Source organism: Sorangium sp. So ce185 (assembly GCF_051526825.1).
Taxonomy (GTDB): domain Bacteria; phylum Myxococcota_A; class Polyangia; order Polyangiales; family Polyangiaceae; genus Sorangium; species Sorangium cellulosum_D.
Map to the genome: position 1 here is coordinate 6,554,489 of NZ_CP150316.1, position 23,846 is coordinate 6,578,334.

Annotated in this window: 15 protein-coding genes; 3 read left to right on the plus strand and 12 right to left on the minus strand. The window is 71.5% G+C overall.

What is annotated here, in order from left to right; genetic code table 11:
- Positions 1-406 precede the first annotated feature (406 nt).
- From WMF26_RS24065 to WMF26_RS24110, 10 genes are all read right to left on the minus strand, one after another.
- Complete coding sequence (locus WMF26_RS24065; protein ID WP_437339332.1) at positions 407-1,555, minus strand: ABC transporter permease; 1,149 nt, start codon at positions 1,553-1,555, stop codon at positions 407-409.
- Between the two features lie 36 nt (positions 1,556-1,591).
- The gene (locus WMF26_RS24070; RefSeq protein ID WP_438002192.1) at positions 1,592-3,115 is read right to left on the minus strand and encodes a sugar ABC transporter ATP-binding protein; all 1,524 of its coding nucleotides are present in this window, start codon (positions 3,113-3,115) and stop codon (positions 1,592-1,594) included.
- Between the two features lie 77 nt (positions 3,116-3,192).
- Entirely contained in the window at positions 3,193-4,233 is a 1,041-nt protein-coding gene (locus WMF26_RS24075; RefSeq protein WP_438002193.1) for a sugar-binding protein, read from the minus strand.
- A gap of 173 nt (positions 4,234-4,406) precedes the next feature.
- Positions 4,407-9,467 carry an AAA family ATPase gene (locus WMF26_RS24080; RefSeq protein ID WP_438002194.1) on the minus strand — a complete coding sequence of 1,687 codons (5,061 nt, stop codon included), beginning with the start codon at positions 9,465-9,467 and terminating at the stop codon, positions 4,407-4,409.
- 374 nt (positions 9,468-9,841) lie between these two features.
- Positions 9,842-11,080, minus strand: coding sequence for a vWA domain-containing protein (locus WMF26_RS24085; protein WP_438002195.1), 1,239 nt, complete (start codon positions 11,078-11,080; stop codon positions 9,842-9,844).
- Positions 11,081-11,136: 56 nt separating this feature from the next.
- A complete protein-coding gene (locus WMF26_RS24090) occupies positions 11,137-12,906 on the minus strand; it encodes a hypothetical protein (RefSeq protein ID WP_438002196.1) in 1,770 nt (589 codons plus the stop codon).
- 290 nt (positions 12,907-13,196) lie between these two features.
- The gene (locus WMF26_RS24095; protein WP_438002197.1) at positions 13,197-14,078 is read right to left on the minus strand and encodes an ABC transporter ATP-binding protein; all 882 of its coding nucleotides are present in this window, start codon (positions 14,076-14,078) and stop codon (positions 13,197-13,199) included.
- On the minus strand, positions 14,075-14,905 hold the full coding sequence (locus WMF26_RS24100) for an ABC transporter ATP-binding protein (RefSeq protein WP_061624619.1): 831 nt from the start codon (positions 14,903-14,905) through the stop codon (positions 14,075-14,077). The genes WMF26_RS24095 and WMF26_RS24100 overlap by 4 nt, the downstream gene beginning before the upstream one ends.
- 5 nt (positions 14,906-14,910) lie before the next feature.
- Positions 14,911-15,708: a nitrate ABC transporter permease gene (ntrB, locus tag WMF26_RS24105; protein ID WP_061624617.1), complete on the minus strand. Its 798-nt coding sequence runs from the start codon at positions 15,706-15,708 to the stop codon at positions 14,911-14,913.
- Between the two features lie 62 nt (positions 15,709-15,770).
- Entirely contained in the window at positions 15,771-17,090 is a 1,320-nt protein-coding gene (locus WMF26_RS24110) for a CmpA/NrtA family ABC transporter substrate-binding protein (protein ID WP_438002198.1), read from the minus strand.
- A 780-nt stretch (positions 17,091-17,870) separates the two neighbouring features.
- Here WMF26_RS24110 and WMF26_RS24115 point away from each other — a divergent pair.
- The gene (locus WMF26_RS24115) at positions 17,871-18,737 is read left to right on the plus strand and encodes a fibrinogen-like YCDxxxxGGGW domain-containing protein (protein ID WP_438002199.1); all 867 of its coding nucleotides are present in this window, start codon (positions 17,871-17,873) and stop codon (positions 18,735-18,737) included.
- A 15-nt stretch (positions 18,738-18,752) separates the two neighbouring features.
- Here WMF26_RS24115 and WMF26_RS24120 read toward each other — a convergent pair whose 3' ends face one another.
- Together WMF26_RS24120 and WMF26_RS24125 are read right to left on the minus strand one after the other, a co-directional pair.
- On the minus strand, positions 18,753-19,943 hold the full coding sequence (locus tag WMF26_RS24120) for a cytochrome P450 (RefSeq protein WP_438002200.1): 1,191 nt from the start codon (positions 19,941-19,943) through the stop codon (positions 18,753-18,755).
- A gap of 90 nt (positions 19,944-20,033) precedes the next feature.
- Positions 20,034-20,900 carry an alpha/beta fold hydrolase gene (locus tag WMF26_RS24125; protein ID WP_438002201.1) on the minus strand — a complete coding sequence of 289 codons (867 nt, stop codon included), beginning with the start codon at positions 20,898-20,900 and terminating at the stop codon, positions 20,034-20,036.
- Between the two features lie 232 nt (positions 20,901-21,132).
- On the opposite strand from WMF26_RS24125, the gene WMF26_RS24130 reads away from it, so the two are divergent.
- Together WMF26_RS24130 and WMF26_RS24135 are read left to right on the plus strand one after the other, a co-directional pair.
- Positions 21,133-23,259 carry a hypothetical protein gene (locus tag WMF26_RS24130; protein WP_438002202.1) on the plus strand — a complete coding sequence of 709 codons (2,127 nt, stop codon included), beginning with the start codon at positions 21,133-21,135 and terminating at the stop codon, positions 23,257-23,259.
- On the plus strand, positions 23,256-23,846 hold the full coding sequence (locus WMF26_RS24135; protein ID WP_438002203.1) for a hypothetical protein: 591 nt from the start codon (positions 23,256-23,258) through the stop codon (positions 23,844-23,846). The genes WMF26_RS24130 and WMF26_RS24135 overlap by 4 nt, the downstream gene beginning before the upstream one ends.

A 23,846-nucleotide genomic window follows, 5' to 3' on the forward strand; every position in this document is an offset into this window, starting at 1 on the left:
TTCAAACGGGACGGCCGACGCCCCGAACGAGGCCTCCTCCGCGCCGACCGCACAGCCCGCCAGCCCCAGTGCCAGATGACAAATTATAGCTCCACAAGAAATCCGGTTCCGCATCACGCCATCCCCTTTCCGCCCGGGCAGCCGCCGCGCGAGGGCTCTCCACGGCTGCCGTAAGCCAGCGACTTGATTGATGTTTCCACGTGGTGCAGGCGATCCGCGGCAGCGGCCCCCTGCGCTCTGCTCGCTCCTGCGCCGCGTGGAACGCCGGCAATCTTTCAGCTTAGCACGCAAACAACGCGCTCTCGCGCGCCGCCATGCCGGGCTCCAGGCGAGGACTGCGACGATGCGCCTTACGCATCGTGTCGACGCGGTGTTCTCGGCGGCGTGAGGCCGCGCGCTCAGGCGCTCACGAGCCGGCGAGCTTGCGCCGCGCCGCCGCGTAGCGCTTGGCCAGCTCGTCCGCGATGACGCCGATCAGGATGACGGCGCCGATGACCGCGAACTCGATCTGGGTCGGGACCCCCAGCATGTTGATGGAGTTGCGCAGCACCTGCATCAGCGCCGTGCCGAGGATCACGCCCATCACCGCCCCCTCGCCGCCGCGCAGGCTGAAGCCGCCCAGCACGGCCGCGGCGATGGCGTAGAGCTCGTAGAAGTTGCCGAAATCGACCGGCTGGGCCGAGTTGACCTCCAGCGCGAACAGCATGCCCCCGAAGCAGGAGAGCACCGAGCAGAGGACATAGGCGAGGATCGTCATCCTGTCGGTGTCGACACCGCTGTAGCGGGCGGCCTGCTCGTTGCGGCCGAGCGCCATCAGATAACGGCCGTAGATGGTGCGGTTCAGGAAGATCGACGCCGCGACCGCGATCCCGAGGAACAGGAGGAACGGCATCGGGATGTCGATCCACGTGATCGGATCGAGGCGCGTCCTCGCGCCCGTGAACGGGTTCACCGCGTAGGGGCTGAAGCGGCCCTCCGAGATCCACGAGAGGAACGGCACCGGGATGGCGAACGGGCTGCCGACCGACAGGTACCGCAGCGACTCGAACCCGACGCCGAACCCCTGCGTCTGATCGCCCGAGATCCCGCGCGCGGTGCCCCGGTAGAGCAGGAGCCCGCAGAGCGTCACCACGAACGGCTGGAGCCGGAGCTTCGTGATGAGCAGCCCGTGCGCGAGCCCGATGCACAGCGAGATGCCGAGCAAGAGCGGCACCGCCAGCGCGGGCGACCAGCGCTCCACCGCGAGGAGCCACGGCAGCATGCAGCCGGCGAGCGCCACGACCGAGCCGATCGACAGGTCGATGCCGCCCGTGATGATCACGAAGCCGGCGCCGATGCTGAGGATGCCGAACAGCGCCGTCCGCCGGATCAGGTTCTCGAGGTTGTCGGCCAGGAGGAACCTGCCGTTCAGGAGCGCGGTCCCGAGCGACACGGCGACGAGCAGCCAGAAGACGCCGAGCACCTTCCGCCGCGTGCTCGTCGCGAGCGGCGCGGGCGCGGCAGGCGCGTTGTCGCGCGCGCGCGTCAGGAGATCACGAGTCGTCGTCACAGGCATGCTCCTCTGGCCTCGATCCCGCCCGATGGCTCCGGGTCACGCCGCGGCGTCGCTGCCGGTCGCGAGCTGCATGATCGCCTCCTCGCGGAGCTCGGCGCGGCCGAGCTCCCCGGCGATGCGCCCCTCGTGCATCACCAGCGCACGATCCGACATGCCCATCACCTCTTCCATGTCGCTGGAGACGAACAAGGTGGCCATGCCGCTCGCGGCCAATCGCTCCATCAGCTGGTATATCTCGTGCTTTGCGCCGACGTCAATGCCGCGGGTCGGCTCGTCGAGCAGGAGCACGCGCGGCGACATCGACAGCCACTTTCCGATGACCACCTTCTGCTGGTTGCCGCCGGAGAGGTGCTGCGCCGGCTGCACGTCGGTCGGCGTCCGCACGCCGAGCTCGCGGACGATCTGCGCCGACATCCGGCGCTCGCCCGCGCGATCGAGGACGCCGTAGCGCTGCGCCGCGCCGAGGCTCGGCAGGCTCACGTTCGCCCGGATCGCCATCTCCAGGATGATGCCCTGTTGCTGGCGGTCCTCCGGGACCAGGCCCATGCCGGCGGCGATGGCGTCGCGCGGGGTGCGCGGGGTGAACGCCCGCCCGGCCACGCGGACGGCGCCCCCGGCCGCCGGCGTGACGCCGAACAGCGTCCGCAGCAGCGACGTGCGCCCCGCGCCGAGCAGCCCCGCCACGCCGACGATCTCGCCGGCGCGCACCGTGAAGGAGAGCGCGTGCTCGGGGTGCCTCGGCGTCCTGAGGCCCGAGACCTCGAGCACCGGCTCGCCCGGCGGGTGCGGGACGTGCGGATAGAACTGGGAGAGATCGCGGCCCACCATCAGCCGCACGATGCGATCGTGGCTCATCTCGTCGCGCGGCAGCTCGCCCGCGTTCTCGCCGTCGCGCAGCACGAGGACGCGATCGCACAGCGCCGTCACCTCGCCGAGGCGGTGAGAGATGTACACGACGCCGATGCCGCCCGCTCGGAGCTCCCGCACCACCTCGAACAGCGCCTCGGCCTCGGGCGGGCACAGGCACGACGTCGGCTCATCCATGATGAGCACCCGGGCGTTCGCGGAGAGCGCCTTGGCGATCTCCACGAGGTGACGCTGCCCGAGGGACAGGCCGCCGACGAGCGCGCGCGGCGAGCAGGCGAGGCCGACCCGCGCCATGATCGCCCGCGCGTCCCGCTCCATCCTGCGCTCGTCGATGAAGCCGCCCCGCCGCGGCTCCCGGCCGAGGAAGATGTTGGCGGCGATATCGAGGTTCTCCGCCAGGTTGAGCTCCTGGTGGATGAGCGCGATCCCGCGGGAGAGCGCCTCTCGCACCGAGCCGAGCGCGACCGGCCGCCCGTCGAGGCGCATCTCGCCGGCGTCGGGCGCCTCGACGCCCGCGAGGATCTTCATGAGGGTGCTCTTGCCGGCGCCGTTCTCGCCGACGATGCCGAGCACCTCGCCGCGGCCGAGCGCGAGGTGGACGTCGTGGAGCGCGAGCACGCCGGGAAAGCGCTTGGTCAGGCCGCGCGCCTCGAGCAGCGGCGCCCTGTCCGGGTCGGGCGAGGAGGCTGTCATTCGCGTCAGGGGGTCGTCGATCGGGCGGCGCGGCGCGGGCCCGCCGGGGCCGGCGGCGCCGCGCGGCCCGCCGGGGCTCACTCGGCCTTTCCCGCCTTCTGCTTCAGATCCGCCCAGAACTCGGGCAGGTTGGTCTTGCGGATCTGCCGGGCCGGCAGGGAGATGAACTCGCCCGGGGGCACGACCGAGGTGTCGCCCCGCACGAGCGCCGCGAGCACCCGCACCGACTCCTTGCCGTACATGTACGGATTCTGCACCACGGTGCCGACCACCTCGCCGTCCTGGATCGCGCGCAGCGTCGCGTCCTGCTCGTCGAAGCCGACGACCCGGATCGAGGCCATCTTCCCGGCCTGCTTGACCGCCTCGAGCAGGGCCGGCGTGTGGTACGCGTTCAGGCCGATGAGGCCCACGAGGTCCGGGTGCGCCGACATCATGTCTTCGGCGTTGCTCTTCGCCTTGGCGGCGTCGATCTGGTCCGTCAGGGTCGCGATGATCGTGTACTTCTCGCCCTTCAGCTCCTGGTTCAGCGGGTCGTTCCCGCCGCTCGTGTCCTTCCGATCGAGCAGCTCGTCGAGCACGCCCTGGCGGCGCTTGCGGGCGTTGTCGCCCTCGAGCCGGCCGACGAGGATGGCCACCTTGCCGCCGCCGGGGATCGCCTCCTTCACGAGCTGCCCCGCCATCCGGCCAGCGACGTAGTTGTCGATCCCGATGTACACGATCCGGTCGCTCTTCGGCGCGTCCGAGTCCTGCGTGATGAGCTTGGTCTTGGCCGCCGCCTTGTTGAGCAGCGGGACCTGGTTCTCCGCGTCGATCGGGCTGATCGCGATGCCGTCGACGCCGCGGATCAGGAGGTCCTCGACCCGCTGCATCTGGTCGTTCACGTCGCTCGGCATCACGACGCTCACCTCGGCGTCATACTCCTTCGCGCCGTCGATGACGCCCTTCTCGGCGATGGTCCAGAACGGGGCGACCCCGTTCGTGATGTACGCGAGCTTCGGCTTCGCGCGCTCTCCCGACGCGCCCGGCGCGCTGCCGGCGCCGCTGTTGTCGCAGCCCAGGGCCGCGAGCGCCGCCGCCACGCAGACCCCGACGATGAACCGTCCGATGCTCTTTTTCATGCGCCTCACCCCTCCACCCGCGCGGAGCCGCCCGACTCGGCGGATCCCGACGCCTCGTGTCGCCGCACGGCACACGATGAAGCAGGCACCCCCTGGCGGACTGGCGACCTCATGATGCGCCATCCGCTCCGGACGTGTCTACACGATTCGACGAACGGACCTCCGGGCCGTCCCTAGGCGCGCGTTCGCGACACCCTCGGGGCGCCGGATCGGCCGATGGCGTAGGCGATGCCGCTCTGCAGGGTGCCGCGGATCGCGAGGCGCGACATGTCGATGTCGAGCCGGATGAGCGCCTGCGCGACCTCGCCGCGGATGCCGGTCAGCACGGCCTGCGTCCCGAGCAGCCGGAGGGCGTTCACCGCATTGATGAGCGCGTTCGCCACGCGGTGATCGACCCCCTTGATCCCCGTGACATCGATGATGACCACGCGGGCGCCGCTCCGCGTCGCGCCGTCGAGCAGGGTCTGAAGCACGTCCGCGGCGCGCTCCTCGTCCAGCGTGCCGATGAGCGGCATGACCATGACGTCGTTCGTGATCGGCACGAGCGGCGTCGACAGCTCGGAGATCTTCTCCCGCTGGAACCGGATCACCTCCTCTTGCAGCTGGGCCCTCGCCTCCTCGGCGCGCTCGCGCTCACCGAGCTCGTGGAGGAGGCGCAGGTTGGCGTCCCGGAGCTCGTCGCTCTGCGCCGAGAGGCGCTCGTTCGCCTGCGAGAGCTCTTCGGTGCGCTCCTCGACCTCCCGCTCCAGGCGCTCGTTGGCCGCCCGGAGCTCGGCGCTCACGGCCTCCAGGTCCGCGTAGAGCAGCGCGTTCTCGACCGCCACCGCCGCCTGCGAGGAGAGCAGCCGCAAGAGCTCGATGCGGTCGGCGGTGAACGCGTGCTCGGCGAGGTGGTTCTCGAGGTACAGGACGCCGCTCAGCCGGCCCTGGTGCAGCAGCGGCAAGCCGAGGATCGATTTCGGCCGGCGCGCGATCACGTGCGGATCGCCGGCGAGGCGCGGGTCGTCCTCCGCCCGGCCGATCACGAGCGCCTCGCGCGAGCGCGCCACGTAGTGCACGACCGCGCGGGCCAGATCGAGGCGCGTCTCCAGGGGCATCGCGAGCCCGAGGCTCACCGTGTCGGGGTCGAGCGAGATCATCGCCTCGACCGTGAGCACCTCGCCGCGCGAGAGGATCAAGAACCCACGGCTCGCCCCGGCGCTCCTGATCACGCTGCGCAGCACCTGATCGAGCACCTTGTCCAGCACGATCTCGCTCGAGATGGCCTGAGCGGTCCTCAGCACCGTGGCGAGGTCGAAGCTCTCCCCCGCGACGAGCCCCGGCAGCGCGGTGCTCGTCGGCGAGAGCGCGACGGCCCCGTCCGCGGCCGACGAGGCGGCCGGCGCGAGCTCCTCGCGCAGCGCCTGGACCTTCGCGCTCGCCCCCCAGCGCTCGTACAGGTAAACGGCCCTGCGCAGGTAGATGCCGGCGAACTCGGCCCTGCCCTGGGCGAGCCAGAACCTGCCGTAGAGCTCGTTCCCGAGCGCCTGGTTGTTGATGTAGTCGGCCTGCCGCGCGGCCTCGATGCCCTGCTCGTAGAGGTCCATGGCCTCGGCGCGGCGCCCCTCGACGCGGGCCTGCTCGGCGAGCAAGAGCAGGTGTTTGTGACGTACGTTGTCCGGCCCGGCGTCCGCCCAGCGCTTCATCCGCCCAAGGAGCCGCCCGAGCTGCTCCTCGTGCTCCCGCCGCCCTTCGCCCTCCGCGCCCTCCAGCGCGGCGATCCGCATGAGCCCCGCATAGAACGTCGCCTCGGGCACCTTCGCGTGCGTGGGCAGCGCGCCCTCGATCACGGCGAGCTTCGGCATCAGATCGGGATAGCTCGCCCGGTCGCCGAACAGGTACGCATTCCGGATCTTGGCGTAATACAGCCACCCCATGTGGTAGGGAGAGCCGCCGTGCTTCGCCGTGTAGGACGCCTCGTCGAACGCGCCGTCATCGAAGCTGAGCCGGCTCTTGGTGAGCCCTTGCAGGCATTTCATGGGCTGGATCACGCCCGCGAGCAGGATATCGATGATGTCGTGGCTCCGGGCGCGCCGCAGGAACGCGAGGTGCACCTCGGTGAGCTGGGAGAGCTCCGCGAGGGACATCCCGTAGGTGAGCCGGTCCGAGCCGCTCTGGCTGATCATGTAGCCCATGGCCGTCCAGTCGCCGGCCTGGAGCCCGAGATCGTAGACGCGGTCGTAATAAGGATCCGCCCTCCGCAGGGGCTGCGTCCAGCTGTGCACGTCCGCGGAGAAGATGTGGTAGGTCTTGGCCCGGAGCACGAGGTTGTCGAGCTGTTCCGCGAGCTCGATGGCCATCCTGCCGAACCGATAGGCCGTCTCGTACTCGCCGAGCAGCGGGCCCACCACCATGCCGTACGCGACGTATCCGAAGGCGGACATGTCGCTGTTCCCGTGCTGCAGCGAGAGCGTCACCATCTTCACGATGGCGAGGTTCGCGAGCGTCTGATCGCTCGAGTTGTAGGCTCCGAAGAACAGGTTGACGAGGAGCTCCAGCGTCACCGGGAGCTCGGGGCGCGTCGTCCTCGGGGCGTGGGCGAGCTCCTCGATGCTCCGCCCCGCGAGCAGGACCGGCACCGCCTCGAGCTCCTGCTCGAGCAGCGCGGCGACCTCCCCCCGGTCCTCGGGGATCGGGCACCCGAGCAGCCGGAGGCCGGCCTTCTGGACCAGGGTCGCCTCGTGGTTGCGCCACTGGAGCAGGTATTGATTCGCCTGGACGAGGTGGATCGAGACCTTGTCCATCGCCGTCCGGGCGCGCTCGAGCGCCGCGGCGCACAGCCGCTCGGCCTCGTCGAACGCGCCGCAGAGCGACTCGACCTCGGCGCGCTCCCGGTGGAGCGCGAGGGCGAGCTCGTAGCTGTCGTCGAAGCCGCCGCGGGGCAGAAACGCCATGCCCGCGCGGAAATAGCCGGCCGCGGCCTCGTAGGCGGTGGCCGCCTTGGCCCGCCTGCCGGCGCCGAGGTTCAGCTCGGCGGCCGTGGCCTGCTCCGCGGGCGAGGTGACGATCGGCGCCGCGATGTTGAAATGGTTCACGATGTCGAAGAGCGCCTCCTCCCGCGCGGCGCCCTCCATGCTCGCGAGCATGAGCCGCCCGATCCTGAGGTGGACCTCCCTCTTTCGATCCTCGCCGATGAGCGAGTAGGCCGCCTGCTGGACGCGATCGTGCAAGAAGCGGTAGGTGACGCGCCAGTCGACGCCGGCCCGCGCGTCGCCGTCGGTCGCGTGGGCGAGGCGGTAATCGGCGTCGACGGGCGCGATCAGGCCCTCTTGCAGGATCTTCCACAGCGCGGCCACGGTCTCGTGCGGCAGCCGCTCGCTGATGACCGCGAGCGTGCGCAGGTCGAACTCGTGCCCGATGCACGCCGCGAGCCGGAGGACGCGCACGAGCTCGGGATCGAGCTCCTCGATCTTGCGCGCCATGAACTCGACGACGTTATCGGTGACCGTGCGGCGCCGGATGCTCTCGATGTGCCACGTCCACGCGCCCGCCTCGAAGCGGAGCAGGCCCTCGGCGTGGAGCGAGGCCAGGAACTGCCGCACGAAGAACGGGTTGCTCTGGGTCCGGTCGAACACGACGCGGGCGAGCTGCTCGACCTCGTCGCGCGCCGCCGAGAGCGCGTCCGAGAGCAGCTCGACAACGTCGGCGAGGGCGAGCGGCCGCAGCTTGAGCTCGCGCGGCGGCGCGCCCGCCTTCTCGATCTCGCCGAGCGCGACCCGCAGCGGGTGCGCCGCGTACACCTCGTTGTCGCGGTAGGCGCCGATCACGAGCAGGTAGCCGCGCTCCGGATCCGTGGCCAGGACCTCCAGCAGCTTCAGCGACGCGGGGTCGGCCCACTGGAGGTCGTCGAGGAAGAGCACGAGGGGGTGCTCGGCGGTCGCGAAGACGCGGACGAACGCCTTGAAGATCGCGTGAAAGCGGCCCTGCGACTCCGCCGGCGGGAGCTTCTGGACCGGGGGCTGCGGGCCGACGATCCACTCGAGCTCCGGGATGAGGTCGACGAGGAGCTGGCCGCTCGTGCCGAGCGCGCGGGCGAGCTCCGTGCTCCAGCGCGCGAGCTGCTCCGGCCGCTCGGTGAGGATGTGCCGGATGAGCTCCCGGAAGGCCCGCGCGAGGGAGGTGTACGGCGCGCCGCGGTTCAGCGGGTCGAACTTGCCGGCGGTGAAATAGCCGCCTCGCTGGGCGATGGCCTTGTGGATCTCGTTCACGAGGGCCGACTTGCCCATGCCCGAGTACCCCGACACGAGCAGGAGCTCCCCCTCCCCGCCGGCGGCGCGCTCGAAGGCGGCGAGCAGCGCGCGCTCCTCCTCGGCGCGGCCGTAGAGCTTCTGCGGGATGCGCAGCGTGTCCGGGATGTCGCGCTGGCCGAGCGCGAACGGCGCCACCGCGCCGGAGGTCGAGAGCTGGCGGAGGCACGCGTCGAGGTCGGCGAACAGGCCGAAGGCGCTCTGATACCGGTCCTCCGCGTTCTTGGCGAGGAGCTTCATCACGATCCGGGACACCGCCTCGGGCACGCCCGGGACCCGCTCGGGCGGGGGCACGGGCGTGCGCGCGATGTGCCCGTGGATGAGATCCATCGGATCGCTCTCGTTGAACGGCAGGACGCCGGTGAGCATCTGGTAGAGGGTCACGCCGAACGAGTAGAGATCGGTGCGGCGGTCGATCACGCGGTTCATCCGGCCGGTCTGCTCGGGCGACATGTACGCGAGCGTCCCCTCGAGCGCCTCGGGGCTCACCGCCTGCTGCGTCTCCTGCGGGAGGAGCGTGGCGATGCCGAAGCCGACGAAGTGGACCTTGAGCGAATCCGGGTCGACCAGGATGTTGTGCGGCTTGACGTCCTTGTGAATCACCTTGCGGCGGTGGATCTCGTCGAGGACCCGGGCCGCCGAGCGGGCGATCGTCAGGGCCGGCTTGAGCTCCAGCCGGCCGGCGCGCAGGACGTCGTGGAGCGTCGTCCTGCTCGGCCTCTCGAGCACGAGGGCGAGGCCGTTCTTGTGCTTCTCGAGCCCATACGCCTTGACGACGCCCTCGACGTCGAGCTCGCGGAGGACGTTGTACTCGTGCCGGAGCGACGCGAGCTCGCGCGAGCTCGGGAACTCGCTCTTCAGGACCTTGAAGACAGCAGGCTTGCGCTCATCGCCCCAGGTGCCTTCGAACACCTCGAAGCTCGAGTCGCTGTAAATCTGCTGGCTCACGGTACAGGTTGCGGAGAGCATCTCACCTCGCCAGGCGTAGGACCGTCCGGTCTGCAGAGCGCTTGCGCCGAGCAGAAGGGACGGACGGTGGCCTAGCAGAATCGCACTGTGGGCGGATTCTGTCTAGATCGCTCGTCCGCGGATCTTGAGCGAATTCGGGCGGGTTAATTCGCTCACCATCGACAATTACAGTTTTTGTGCTGGTAAAACTCGACCGGGACGGATTTTGCCCTCGCGTGCGGTTGGCGCCTGCGCCGGCGACGCAGGGCACGGTGCGTCGTTAGCGCAATGCGCCATGGGTTGTGGGCGAGCTCTGAGAGATAGTCATGGATCGATGGCGCGGCGCGCCGGGAGGGCGCGGCGCCGGCGCGGGGTCAGCGCGGCTCCTCGACGGTCGGGCAACCGAACTCGACACGAACGCTCTCGACCCCCGCGGACTTCACGTGCTCGCACGTCGCGCCCTTGATCACGACGGTCGGTGGGGTCGTCGAATCGTCGTAATCCCAGCCGTCGTCGCCCGCCTTCGGCAGCACCTCACCATCGATGATGACGTTGACCTTCGCGCGGTCCGGCGGCTCGGTCTCGAGCGCGAGCTCGCAGCTCCTCACGAGGTCGCGGGTGATGCTCGTCAGCGTCTCGCCGAGGCTCGCCGCGTCCACCACCTCGAAGTAGCGGGGCGAGCTCTCCGACGTGGCCGTCCCCCCCTCCGCGGCGAGCTCGTCCAGCACATCGGCGTAGGCGGTCGTGCCGGGGATGCCGACGATGAACGTCTTGATGCCGGCCGCGCGCAGGTCGCTCACCTGCTGCACGGTGCGCGCGTCGTCCATACACGCGTCCGCCGCGCCCCCGGAGCAGCAGTTCTCGACGACCGCCGGACAGTCGCCATCCATGTTCGTGGTGCAGGTCGAGGCCGGGCAGGTCATCGCCGGATCCTGGTTGCAGTTGGGGCCGCCGTCGGTCGCCAGCAGCACGTACCTGTCGCCCTCGAGGGCGCTGCCGGCGCCCTCGGTGAGGTACCGCAGGGCGCGCTCGAGGGCGTCCGCGGTCGGCGTCGCGCCGCCGGGCGCGGTCGCCTCCAGCCGGGCCTTGATGGCGGGGACCGAGGTCGCGCCCGGAGCCACCGCGACGCTCAGATCCGTGCCCGGATCCAGGCCGCAGTGATCGTCGGTGGGAAAGAGCTGGAGCCCGACGGACATCCTGCCCTGGATCGCGTCGAGCGCGGTGCCGAGGGCGCCCTTCACCATCGTCCAGCGGTCGCTCGCCTCCCAGCCCTTGGTCATGCTCTCCGAGCGATCGAGCACGATCACGAGGTGGACCTCCCGCGGCGCCGCGTCGACCTGCTGGCCGCCGCAATCTCCGCCGCCGTCCCCTCCGCCCGGGCCGCCGCCGCCCGACCCGGCGCCGAAGAAGCCGCCGCCGAGGGAGGAGTCTCCGGCCGTCCCGCCGGAGCCGCCCGAGGCGATTCCCCCTTCGCCGCCGCTGCCGGAGGCGTCGCCGCTCGTCCCGGTTCCGCGCGTCGATCCAGAGCAGCCCGACGCGAGCGCCCAGCCGAGGAGCCCGAGGGACGTCAAGAACAAGGAGCGAGCGCAGATCGCGCGTATCTTGCCGGTCATATCCATTCTCCTCGACACGGGTGCATCGACGCGGGTGAGCGGGTTCGCACGCCGCGTCACCCCGGAGGGATGCGGCAGATGCCGTTGTAACACTGCACCGCCCCGGCGTTGCAGCACTCGGACGTCGCGCCGCAGAGCTGGCCGTACTCCGCGCAAACCGGCGTGCTGCCGCCCGATCCGCCGGTTCCGCCGGTCGCGCTCGTGCTGCCGCCGCCCGCGCCGCCGGTCGCGCTCGTGCTGTCCGCGCCGCCCGCGCCGCCGGTCGCGCTCGTGCTGTCCGCGCCGCCGGCGCCTGTGGCCGACGACGAGCTCGGGGGCCTGCACGTGCCCGAGCCGGAGCCCGGATCGAGCTCGCAGGTCGTCCCGACGCAGCAGTCGCCGTTGTTCGTGCAGGGTCCACCCTCGGTCACGCACCGGGGCGTCGGCTCTCCGGGGGTGCCATAGCACTGCAGCCGTCCGTCGGCGTTCGGCACGCACGGCGCCCCGTCGCAGCAGTCGTCGGAAGAGGCGCAGTCGTCGCCGGCCTCGCGGCACTCCGTCAGCGCGTTGCAGCGCGGCACGCCCAGGGCGTCGAGGCGGCAGTTGCTGGCGCGCCCCAGGTAGCTGCAGCAGTTGTTGGGAGCGCTGGTCGAGGTATCGGAGCAGTAGCTGTCCTTGAAGTGGCAGACGCCGCCCTGGGGCGTGCACATCATGGGGTTGCGGCAGCGGCCGATCTCCCCGGCCGGGTCGCCCGACGTGTCGCAGACCACGTTGCCTGCGCCCGGCAGGTCGGCGGTGGGATCGCCGCCGCAGCAGTCCTCGTTGCGCCTGCACAGGGCGCCGTTCACTCGGCAGCCGCTCGGCGGCTGGCAGACGGAGATCCCGGTCGGGCCGTACGGCGCGCAGACGCGGCTGCAGCAGAATCCGCAGCCGTCGCAGACGGCGCCGTCGATGCCGCCGCTGTTGCAGCGGCTGGCCGTGTCCGGCTCTTCGCCGCAGTAGCCTGCGGCGTCGGACGCGCTCCGCTTCACGCACACGCCGGTGCAGCAGTCGCTGTCGCTCGTGCACACATCGTTGCGCTGCACACAGAACGAGGAGTTGAGGACGCATCGACCGTCGCGCCCGCAGAGCCGGGAGCAACACTGGCTGTCCTCCGTGCACAGGTTGCCGCCCGTCTGGCACGCGGCGTCGCCGTTGGCGTCGCTGCACGTCCCGCCGACGCACATGCCGCTACAGCAGGCAGCCCCGCCTTCCGTGCAGTCGGACCCGTCGACGAGGCAGGCGGCCGCGCCGCACCTGCCCGCGGTGCAGTTGAGGCTGCAGCAGTCGGAGGCCTCGTCGCAGACCGCGCCCGGCCCCAGACAGACGCTGAGGGGCGAGGCGCAGGTGCTCGTCGCGCTGTCGCAGATGCCGGAGCAGCAGTCGCCGGAGCTCGCGCACGCGGCGCCGTAGGGTTCGCAGGTCGGCACCTCGACCCCCGTGTCGGGCCCGCCCGCGCCGCCCGTGCCGCCCGTCTCCGCGCCTCCGGCGCCCGCACCGGCGCCGCCGGTGCCCGCGGCCGCGCCGCCGCCGCCGGTGCCCGCGGCCGCGCCGCCCGTTCCCGCAGCTGCACCGTCGCCGCCGGTGCCCGCGCCGCCTTCCCCGGAGCCGGTCGCGGCGCCCGCGCCGCCCACCCCCGCGCTGCTTGCGTTGGCCCCGCCGGAGGCCCCGCTGCCCTCGGCAGCGGTGCCTGTCGAGATCCCCGATGAGGCGGAGACGCCGCCTCCCCCTCCTGAACCCGTGCCGCCCGTCGAGCCGCACGCGGCGGCGAGCCATACCATACCGACAGCCGCGAAGATTCGAGACACGCGCATACACTTTCCCCCGCTCGATCGCTGGGTGAAGCCGACGCGATCGGAGAAAGATACATTCGCGCAACTGCAGCTTGTCCGTATGGCTTTTGTTCTCTAGGGCGACCATCTCCTTCACTTTTGTCGGAGGTGGTGAGCCTCGTTGAGCGCAGCGCGCACAGCCGCGCGCTGCGACTCTCCGCGACGGGGCGAGCTCTGCCTTGAACGGTCAGCGCGCCCGCACACCGCACCTCGGTGAGGTCCGACGCCGAGCGCGCTCACGAGGAAGCAGCGATGGCGCCGCGGGGCTACGCCGACGACCTGCTCCCCTTCCACAGCGCGGTCCAGAACCGTCCCGTCTTCACGGCGGCCTCCGGAGCAGGCGCTTGCGCGCTGTCCGCGGCGGGCTCGTCCTTGTGCGCCTGTCCCTCCAGGAACGCGATCAGCCGCTCTCGGAGAGGATAGTACATGGGATCGTCGAGCACCGCCTGGCGGTCCCTGGGGTGCGGAAACGGCACCTCCAGGATCTCGCCCACCCGCGCCCCCGGGCCGCTCGTCATCATCGCGATGCGGTCCGACAGGAACAGGGCCTCATCCACGTCGTGCGTGACCATCAGCGCGGTCTTCTGGTCATCGGCCCACAGGTTCATGAGCACCTCCTGGAGCTCGAACCGGGTCAGCGAGTCGAGCATGCCAAAGGGCTCGTCGAGCAAGAGCATCTTGGGCGACAGGGCGAAGGCGCGCGCCAGCCCGACCCGCTGCTGCATCCCGGAGGACAGCTCGCGCGGCTTCTTGTGCATCGACTCCTCGAGCCCGACGAGCTCGAGGTAGTGCGTCGCGATCTCGATGCAGTCCTTCTTGCTCTTCTGCCGGTGGACCTGCTCCACGCCGAGCAGGACGTTCTCGAGCGCGGTCATCCAGTGGAGCAGGCACGGCGACTGGAACACGACCCCGCGGTCCGGGCCGGGCCCGTGGATCTGCCGGCCCGCGAGGACGATGCCGCCGCTCGTGATCTCGCTGAGGCCCGCGACCAACGACAGCACCGTGGACTTGCCGCAGCCGGAGTGGCCGATGAGCGACAGGAACTCGCCCTTCCTCAGGTTCAGGTCGAAGTTGCGGACGACGACCGCGGGGCCGTTCGGGGTGGGAAAGGTCTTGGTGACGTTCCAGATCTCGAGATACTTCTTCATGCGACCGCCTCCGCGCTCCGCGCTGCGCCGGGCACGCCCTTGCCCGCGCTCGGCCCGGCGCCCGGGCCGAGCAGGTAGTTGATGACCGCGCCGCGGATCTCCTTGAAGCGCGGATCGCGGTTGAGGGCCTTGCGATCTCGCGGGCGATCGAGATCGACGATCACGCTGGGGCCCAGCGTGGCGCCCGGGCCCTTGCTGAGCGGGACGATCCGGTCGGCGAGGAGGATGCCCTCGTCGACGTCGTTGGTGATGAGGAGCACGGTCTTCTGGGTGGCCCGCCAGATCCGCGCGATCTCGTCCTGCAGCGTGGCGCGCGTGAGCGCGTCGAGCGCGCCGAGCGGCTCGTCCATCAGGAGGATCTCCGGATCCATGGCGAGCGCGCGCGCCACCGAGACGCGCTGGCGCATGCCGCCGGAGAGCTGCGCCGGCTTCTTGTCGCGGGCCGGGGTGAGCTTCACCATGGCGATGTAGCGCTCGGCGTGCTCCCGCTTCTTCTCCGCGGACCAGGCCGAGAAGATCTGGTCCACGGCGAGATAGACGTTCTCGTAGACCGTCAGCCAGGGCAAGAGCGAGTAGTTCTGGAAGATGACGCCGCGGTCGGGCCCCGGCCCCTCGATCGGCTTACCGTTCAGGGTCACCACGCCGGCGTCCGGCCGCTGTAGCCCCGCGATGAGCGACATGAGGGTCGTCTTCCCGGCCCCCGAGTAGCCGACGACGGCGACGAACTCGCCCTTCTCGATCTCCAGGTCGATGTCCCGGAGCACCTCGGTGCGGGTGGCCCCGGCGCCATAGCTCTTGTCGACGTTGCGCAGCTTGACGAGCGCCATCGCCGTCACCCTCCCGCCAGCTTGAGCCTGCGCTCGACGAGGCTCATGAGCGCGTCGAGGAGGAAACCCACGACCCCGATGGTGATGATGCAGAGGATGATGTGCTCGTAGATGAGGCTGTTGTACTCCTGCCAGAGGAAGCCGCCGACACCAGGCGAGCCGGTCAGCATCTCCACGGCCACGATCACCAGCCAGGCGATGCCGAGGCTGAGCCGGAAGCCGGTGAACATGTACGGCAGCGCGGCGGGCAGCTGCACCTTGAGCAGCGTCTTCATGCGCGAGAGCCGGAGCACCCGGGCGACGTTCATGTAGTCCTGCGGGATCGACCGCACCCCGAGCGCGGTGTTCAGGACCGTCGGCCACATCGAGCACATCGCGATGGTGAAGACGCCGGCCGGGTCCGGCTTCTGGAAGAGCACGAGGCCGAGCGGGAGCCACGCGAGCGGGGACACGGGGCGGAGGATCTGGATGATCGGATCGAAGCTCGACTTGAACAGCCTCGAGGCGCCGAGGAAGAAGCCGATCGGCGTCCCGAGCAGGATCGCCAGCGTGTAGCCCTTCGCGACCCGCTGGAGCGAGTACCACGTGAAGCGGAGGATGCCCTGGTCGAGCTCTCCCCGCTTCTCGAACGGCTCGAAGATGTAGGGCCTGCTCACCTCCCACGTCTTGAGCGGAGAGGGCAGCGTCTGGGCCCACAGGCTGCTCGCGGCGGCCCATAGCCCGATCACGCACGCCACCCCGAAGAGGGGCAGGATCATGTGGTCGACTCGAATCCTGGGAGAGATCGCTTTCGCCTCGCTCATGCAGCACTCCTTCGCCGTGGCCCTCCGCCGCGCTCCCCGTCGGCTCCCGGCGATGTCGGGGATCACCCCTTCAGGGCGTTGACCGGGAACGACGTCGCGTATTTCTCGGGGTCCTTGGGATCGAACGTCACGCCGTCGAACAGCGTCTCGGGCCGGTCATCGGGGCCGCCGTGCGCGACCCCGAGCTCCTTCATCGCCTCTTCGTAGAGGTCCGGGCGCATGACCTGCTTGACGACGCCCTCGTAGTCCGGCCTCCCCTCCACCATGCCCCAGCGCCGGAACTGGCTGAGCCACCAGAGCGCGTACTTCGGCTGCGGGTAGTTGCAGCCCCGGTCGCTGAAGATCATGTAATCCTTGTCCTCTTTCTTGCGGCCGTCGCCGTAGTCGTACTGCCCCTTCAGCCGGCCGAGGATGAGCTCCGGAGGGCAGTTGATGTACGTGGGCCTCGACACGATGTCCGCCTGCTCGGGGCGGTTGTCGAGCTTGTCGAGCCAGGCGCTCGCCTCGTGGAGGGCCTTGAGCACCGCCTTCACCGTCTTCGGGTTCTTGTCGGCGAACTCCGCGGTGAACGCGCACACCTTCTCGGGGTGGTCCTTCCAGAGCTCCTGCGTGGTGACGGCGGTGTATCCGATCTGATCGGCGATGGCCCTGGCGCCCCACGGCTCGCCGACGCAGAACCCGTCCATCTTCCCCACCTTCATGTTGGCGACCATCTGCGCGGGCGGGATGGTCACGAGCGCGACGTCCTTGTCCGGGTGGACGCCGCCCGCGCCGAGGAAATAGCGGGTCCACATGGCGTGCGTCCCCGGCGGGAACGTCATGGCGAAGGTCATGGGCGCGCCCTTCGCCTTCGCCTCCTCGACGAACGGCTGGAGCGCCTTGGGATCCCCGGCCACCTTGCCCCTGAGGTCGCTCTTCATCGTGATCGCCTGGCCGTTGCGGTTGAGCAGCCACGGGATGATCATGGGCTTCTTCGGCGACCCGAGGAGCCCCATCGTCGAGGCGAGCGGCATGCCGAAGAGCATGTGCGTCGCCTGGAGGTCCCCGTTCGACAGCGAGTCGCGGATCGCCGCCCAGCTCGCGCCCTTCACGATGGTCGAGTTGATGCCGTATCTCTTGAAGAACCCCTTCTCGTGGGCGATCACGAGCGGCGAGCAGTCGGTGAGCGCGATGATGCCGAAGCGCAGATCGGACACCTCCGGCGTGTCGGCGGTCGCGACGAGCGGCGCGGCGTTCGCGGCCGGCGGCCCCGGCTCGTCGGAGCGCGAGCCGCAGGCGGGGAGGAGCGCCGCTCCCCCGAGCCCGAGGGCGCCGCCGAGGAAGCGCCGCCGGCGGAGGGGCGCTCCGCTCGGTTCCTCACGCGAAGGTTCTCGTCTCTTCATTCGATCGTCCTTTGCTGGGAATGACCGCGGAGCCGCGGGCGCGTGGAGCGGCGCGCGCCCGCCGGTCGGGGTGGAACGGACGGTTGCGCTCCAGAGGCGCCGCCCGTGGAAATCGCCTGTTGGTCCGAGGGTGAGCCAGGCCAGCTCCGCAGCGGAGCGACGGCGTGAGATCGATCTCGCCGCGGGCGTGCGCCCGGATGGGTTCGACCCTACATGGGCCCATGATCCGCTAAGGACGATGCATGGATGCGTGTTTCATTCAAGTTTCTGTGGGATATTTTTTCTGCATTCGAGTCGTGCGCGTCGATCGCCTGTCGGCAGCGAGCCGGCGCCAGGACGGAACGCCCACGCTGGGCCGGCGGTCGACGATGTCGACGATGTCGACGACTGATTTGCTGTCTTCGCGTCGCCTTCGTCTATGGCGCTCTTGGCGCCTTTTCGGTTTGTCTTCTTCTCTTCCGAGATCCTTTGCAGAGGTCATGGCCGCGTCCCGAGCGACGAGGGACGAGCGGCGTCCGCGCTCCGTCCCGCGGCGCCGGCGCGTCGAGCGGCTCCGGCTGGCGCCGCGCCGGGGCCGGCCGGCCGAGCGGGCCGCCGCGGCGCGGGCGCCGGCGGCCTTCGCGGGCCTCTCCCCTGCACCGGGCTCGCTCGCGCGCTCGGGCGGCCGGCCGATCCGTGTGCGCGGCTTGCCAGGCCGAAGGTGAGACGGTAGCGTCCGCGCCGCGCGGCGCATCGCCATGCAGGGCGTGACGGCATGATGCGGTAGGGAGAGGAACGGAGATGACGAGCGGGTCCGCTACATGGGTGTGGGCGGCGGCGTGCCTCATGGCCTGCGGATGCACGGCCGTGGCCGGGCTCGACAAGCCGTTTCACCTGGTGGACGGCGGTGGCGCGGGCGGGGAGAGCTCCGGCGGCGGCGCCGGCGCCGGCGGCGGACCCGCCGTGGGGTGCGAGGACGAGGTGAGCGAGGGGTGCGTCTACGCGCGGTGCGGCGCCGTCCCGGCCAGCGCGCCGGGCGGCGTCTACACGCTCGACCCCGACGGCTCCGGCCCGCAGGAGCCGTTTCAGGCCTACTGCGGTGAGGCGGCCGACGACGATCGGTGGGCGCTCGTTTACAACAGCGTCGGCGCGGCGGACGGCGCCACGATCGCGTTCTGGAAGATCCTGTATGCCGATCGGCTCAGCGCCAAGGGGGAGCCGTCGATCGCCGGCAACCATTACCAGCCTTCCCTGTACGTCGTTGGCCGGGAATACCGGGACGAGATCGAGGACATCGCCGGGACGGTCGCCGAGGTCATGCGCGCGACGGCCGAGGGCATCGATACCGCGGACATGCACCTCCTCACGCCGATCCGCGTCTCCGGGGAGGAAGAGCTCTTTACGTGGCAGTTCGCCACCGGGTGGTCGTCGGCGGACTTCGACGCGGACACCAAGGGCGACGGCAACTGCGCGAGCTCCTACGTGGGGGTCACGCAGCACTACGGGCACTGCTTCGTCTACAACCTCGGCGCGGACGACGACGCGCCGATCGAGGACGAGGGCTGGGGGCCGCACGTGAGGACCCTGAGCGCGACGTCGTTCGGGCTCTCGGACGACGGCAGCCCCTACACGCGGGTCAAGCGGATCTCGCGCTGGGCCCGCTGGTGAGCGCGCCCGGCGCGCTCAGGCCGGGTGCGCCACGAGGGGCAGCGACGTCACCCCGCGCATGGAGAGGGCGCGCCGCCACTCCGGCGGCCCGGCCGGTGAGAGGCGGCGGACGCGCGGCAAGAGCGCCGTGAACAGGAGGCGGGCCTCGAGGCGCGCGAGCGGCGCGCCCAGGCAGAAGTGGATGCCGTGCCCGAACGGCAGGTGCGTGACCCCGCCCCGGTCGATGTCGAAGCGGTGCGCGTCCGGGAAGTGCGCCTCGTCCCGGCAGGCGGAGCCGATCATCACGAGCACCTTCGCGCCCTTCTGGAGGCGCACGCCGCCGATCTCGGTGTCGGCCATGACGAGCCGGTACACCGATCGCACCGGCGGCTCGTACCGCAGGACCTCGTCGATGAACCTCGGGATCAGCGCCGGATCCGCGCGCAGGCGATCGAGCACCTCCGGGTGCGCGATGAGCTGGAGCGCGCTGTGGTTCAGGAGGTGCACCGTGGTCTCCAGGCCGCCGACGAGGAGCAGGAAGAGGAAGCTCATCAGCTCGGCGTCGGTGAGCGACTGGCCGTCCACCTGGGCGCGGAGGAGGTCCGTCACCATGTCGTCGGCGGGCGCGCGGCGGCGGCTGGCCAGCACCTCGGTCAGGTACTGCTCCGCCTCGCGCACGGTGGTGCGGATCTCCTCCATGCGCGCGGTCATGTCCGGCGTGACCGGGCTGATGCTGGTGAGGTCGTCGGTCCAGCGCTTGAAGCGCGCGTGGAGGGAGGGATCGAGGCCGAGGAGCTCGCCGATGACGCTCGCGGGGAGCGGCATGGCGAGCGACTCCACCCAGTCGATCGGCTGGCCGAGCGGCAAGCGCGCCGCGATGTCCTCGGCGAACGCGCGCACGCGCGCCTCCAGGCGGGCCATGGCCGCGGGCGTGAAGGCGCGGTTCACGAGCGACCGCAGGCGGCCGTGCGCCGGCGGATCCAGGACGAGCATCGAGTCGCCGAACGGGTTGTGCCCGAGCCACGCAGGCTTTGTGGCGGCGCGGAACCCCTCGGACGAGAACAGCGCGGTGTCCTTGAGGACGGCGATGACATCGTCGTGGCGGGTCACCGCCCAGAAGCCGCCCGGATCGACCTGGCACACGGGGGCGTCGCGCCGCAGCTCGGCGTAGGTGGGGTACGGGTCGGCGAGCATCGCGGGGGACATCAGGTTCAGCCGTTCGCTCATGGATCGAGGACCTCCCGGGCGGGTCAGGGATGGAGTCAGGGATGGAGCGGGCATGGTCGCCCGACGCGAGGGCGCGCCGCAAGGCGCCGATCAGCGGCCCTGGAGGAAGCCCATCACCGCGGCGCAGAACGCCGGCGGGTCCTCCTCGGGCCACATGTGGGTGGCCCCGCGGGCCACCAGGTGCTGCCCGGGGATGCAGCGGGCCGCCGCGCGGGAGACCACGCTGAACGTGGGCCGCGACAGCTCGCCATGGGCGACGGTCACCGGCACCTTCAGGCCCGCCAGCTGCCCGCACGTGATGGCTGGCGGCTGCGGCTGCGAGAGGAGGAGCGGCATGGTCCGCGCGTTGTCCAGGTTGACGGCCTGTCGCTCCGCGGGCTGCGCGTCGAAATACCCCTGGCGCTGGCCCGACCCGTCGAGCAGGAGCCTCAAGGCCTCTCGGCTGTCGCCGCGCTGCACCGCCCCGAAGACCGGGCCGAACATGGCGTTCAGGTCGTCCCCCAGCGCGCGCAGCTCGGCGGGATCGGTGACGTACGAGGGGACCCCGGGCTCGTAGATGAAAGCGCTCCTCAGCAGCTCGGGGTGGCTCAGCGCCGCGGTCAAGGCCACGTGACCGGCATAGGACCACGCGACCAGGTGGACGGGCCCCGCGTCGAGGCCGCGGAGGAACGCGACGAGATCGTCCGCGTGCGTCTGCACGCCGAACGGGGGCCAGCTCGGGTCCCACGCGCCGGTCCCGAAATAGCGCTGGCTGTAAGCGATGGCCCGGTACCGCTGGCCCACGATGGCGCGGTGACGGTCCCACATCCGATGATCCGAGGCCGCCCCGTGCAAGAACACCACCGGAGCACCCTGCCCCTGCTCTGCATAGGCGAGGCGGGCGCCGTTCGCCTCCATGAACCGAGGTGCGTCGGCGCCGTCCGAGATGCCATGTCCCGACAGAGATGCTGATTCCATACCCAGGCGGCGATAGCTCGCTCGAGCTCACGGATCAAACGCCGCGTGGAGATCGTCGGCCGCGGCGCTCGATCGCTTCACGTCGCTCGTCCGGGCTGGGCGGGGCGTCCCCGGCGCCCTGGGGGAGCGGCGCGCGCTCGATGCCGCGCATCGGCCCCGCGCCGGTGTGCTGCGGCGCGCCGCCGGGCCGTTGACCCGGGACGCGAGGGCGGGCGAAGATCCGGCGATCCCTTTGCGCCGCCCCGCGACACGCTCTCTCGCCGCACTCCTCGCGCTCGCAGCGAGCGCCTGTTCCCGCGGCCCCGCCCCCGCCGCGGACGCGGGCGCTGCCCCGGCCGGCAGCGCGGGCGCCCCGATCGGCAGCGCGGGCGCGCCGGTCGATCCGCCGGCGCCGCCCGGCGCCGCGCCCGTGCGCGCGCCGGTCCGCGAGGGGGGCGCCCTCGCCCGCGCGGCGCGCGAGGACGCGCTCTACGTGGCCGACGAGGATCACGGCGTCGTCCGCGTCGTGCCGCTGCCGCTCGATCCCGCGCGCCCCGGCGCAGGCGTGCCCGCGCCGGGGCGGCCCGCGCAGGTGCTCGCGCTCGGCGGGCGCGAGGCGCGCGTGCTCGCCACTGTCCGCGACCCGGGGCTCCTGCTCATCTTCAGGCCGGACGCGTCGGCCGGTCTCGTCGAGGTCGGCCGCGTGCCGCTGCCCGCCGACGCGTGGGGCATCGCGGTCACGCCGGACGAGAAGACCGCGATCGTGACGTCGGCGTGGACGCACAAGGTCTCGGCCGTGGACCTCGAGGCCGGGAGGGCGAGGTGGACGGTCGACGTGGCGCGCGAGCCGCGGGGCGTCGCCGTGCTGCCCGACGGCAGCGCCGCGTACGTGAGCCACCTCGTCGGCGCGGATCTCACGCGGATCGACGACCTCGGCGGGGCGCCGAGGGTCCGGCGCGTCGCCTTGCCAGCGTCGCCGCTGCGCGCCCCGTCGGGCGAGCGGCTCGCGGCGTCGCTGGGCTATGCGCTGGCGCTCTCCGAGGACGGGCGGCGGCTGTTCGCGGCGCGGCACGCGCTCGGCGCCATGGGCCACGCCGCGTGGTTCGGCGCGGCGACCGTGGACGTGCTGATCACCGGCCGGGACGAGCCGCTCGCCCCGCCGCACCACGGCAACCTGCCGGTGCTCCGGTCGGCGTTCGCCGAGCAGGTGATCACGCCGGAGAGCGTCATCACGCTGCCGGGCGCGAGCGTCACGCCCGTCACCCAGCCGCGCGCCGCGGTCTACCGCAAGCGCGCGCGCACGCTGCTCGTCGCTGGCGAGGGCGACGACCTCGTGCTCGAGGTGGACGCGACCGCCGTGGATCCGACGCTCGCGATCGTGAAGAGCTACCCGGTCGGCGGCCGCTACGACCCGCACATCCGCGTGGCCGGCACGTGCGGCGCGCCGACCGGCCTCGCGCTGTCCGCGGACGATGCGACGGCGTGGGTGTTCTGCCGCTCGACCGGCGACGTGGCGGCGCTCCGGCTGCGCGATCCGGCGGCGGAGGGGCCGGCGGCGGAGGGGCCGGCGGCGGAGGGGCCGGCGGCGCTCGTCCACCTCGCCGACGATCCGCTCGGCCCCGAGGTCGCGAAGGGGCGCCGGCTCTTCTACAACGCGCTCGACGGCACGGTGAGCGGCAATCTCGGCTGCGCGGGGTGCCACCCCGACGGGCGCGACGACGGGTACGTCTGGCGCGAGGCGACCTTCAGCACGGCCGACGGCGAGCACGCGAACTTCGTCGGCCGGCCGGAGAACATCCCGGAGGTCGCGAAGAGGAAAGGGTTTCCGCGGCGCACCCCGATGCTCGCCGGCAACGTCGGCGCGGCCGGGCCGTACGGCTGGCACGGCGAGAGCGAGGATCTCGTCGGCAGGCTCCAGACGGGCATGGGGCTGCACCGCTGGGGCGGGCTGCCGATCGACCACACGCAGGCCGGCCTCGCGGCCAGGGCCACGTACCTCGCGATGTTCCTCCGCCGGGGCCTGGTGACGCCGCCGCGCGGCGACGGGGCCCCCGACGAGCGGGCGAAGCGCGGCCGGGAGATCTTCCACAGCGACGAGGCGAAGTGCTCGCGCTGCCACGTGCCCGCGAGCGATTACACCGATCGCACGGCGTACCCGATGCCGAAGCGGCCGCCGCTGCCGGGGTACGACGAGGATCCGCGCCCCGAGTACAAGACGCCGTCGCTGCGCTTCGTGGGCGGGCGGCCGCCCTACCTGCATGACGGGCGGGCCGGCACGCTGGCGGAGCTGATCGAGCAGAACGCCGACTGGATGGGCAAGACCAGCCACCTGTCGCCCGAGGATCGGGCGGCGCTCGTGGCGTTCCTGGAGACGCTATGAGGCTGCGCTTCGCGTGGATCGCCTGGATGGCCGCCGGCATGGCCGGCGTCCTGGCGGCGGCGGCCGGCACCTCCGGCGCGCAGCAGGACGGCGCGCGCTCGGCCGCTGCCCCGGCGAGCGCGCAGCAGGACGGCGGGCGCTCGGCCGCAGCGACCGACGCCGGCGAGGAGCGGCCCCTCGACGCCGAGCCGTTCCCCGCCGAGCCGTCGAAGCAGCCCACGGCCGCCGAGTGGAAGGCCGCGCCGCGCGTCCGCCTCTCCCGCACCGGCCCCGCGGCCGCGGGCTGCCGCGCCTACCGGACGAGGGAGTGGCTGCGCATCCGCTGCCCCGAGCTCACCGTCTCGGCCATCTCGCTGCTCGGCGGGAAGACCGAGGGCGTGGCCTTCTGGATCGATCCGCCCCGCGGCGGCAGCGAGCTCCCCCGCGGCGGCGAGGTGATGTTCCCGATCCGGCGCGGCGATCGGCGCGTGATCCAGATCCTGACCTTCGGCCCTGGCTACGACGGGCCGTTCACCTTGTTGCCGGCGATCGTCGTCCAGGAGCAATGGCTCGACGACGAGCCGGCGCCGACCGTGACCGCCTCCTGA

Coding starts and splice junctions, on each gene's coding strand:
- WMF26_RS24070 (WP_438002192.1), bottom strand. CDS start 3,115: ATGACAGCCTCCTCGCCCGACCCGGACAGGGCGCCGCTGCTCGAGGCG.
- WMF26_RS24075 (WP_438002193.1), bottom strand. CDS start 4,233: ATGAAAAAGAGCATCGGACGGTTCATCGTCGGGGTCTGCGTGGCGGCG.
- WMF26_RS24135 (WP_438002203.1), top strand. CDS start 23,256: ATGAGGCTGCGCTTCGCGTGGATCGCCTGGATGGCCGCCGGCATGGCC.
- WMF26_RS24095 (WP_438002197.1), bottom strand. CDS start 14,078: ATGAAGAAGTATCTCGAGATCTGGAACGTCACCAAGACCTTTCCCACC.
- WMF26_RS24125 (WP_438002201.1), bottom strand. CDS start 20,900: ATGGAATCAGCATCTCTGTCGGGACATGGCATCTCGGACGGCGCCGAC.
- WMF26_RS24120 (WP_438002200.1), bottom strand. CDS start 19,943: ATGAGCGAACGGCTGAACCTGATGTCCCCCGCGATGCTCGCCGACCCG.
- WMF26_RS24100 (WP_061624619.1), bottom strand. CDS start 14,905: ATGGCGCTCGTCAAGCTGCGCAACGTCGACAAGAGCTATGGCGCCGGG.
- WMF26_RS24085 (WP_438002195.1), bottom strand. CDS start 11,080: ATGACCGGCAAGATACGCGCGATCTGCGCTCGCTCCTTGTTCTTGACG.
- WMF26_RS24115 (WP_438002199.1), top strand. CDS start 17,871: ATGACGAGCGGGTCCGCTACATGGGTGTGGGCGGCGGCGTGCCTCATG.
- WMF26_RS24065 (WP_437339332.1), bottom strand. CDS start 1,555: ATGCCTGTGACGACGACTCGTGATCTCCTGACGCGCGCGCGCGACAAC.
- WMF26_RS24110 (WP_438002198.1), bottom strand. CDS start 17,090: ATGAAGAGACGAGAACCTTCGCGTGAGGAACCGAGCGGAGCGCCCCTC.
- ntrB (WP_061624617.1), bottom strand. CDS start 15,708: ATGAGCGAGGCGAAAGCGATCTCTCCCAGGATTCGAGTCGACCACATG.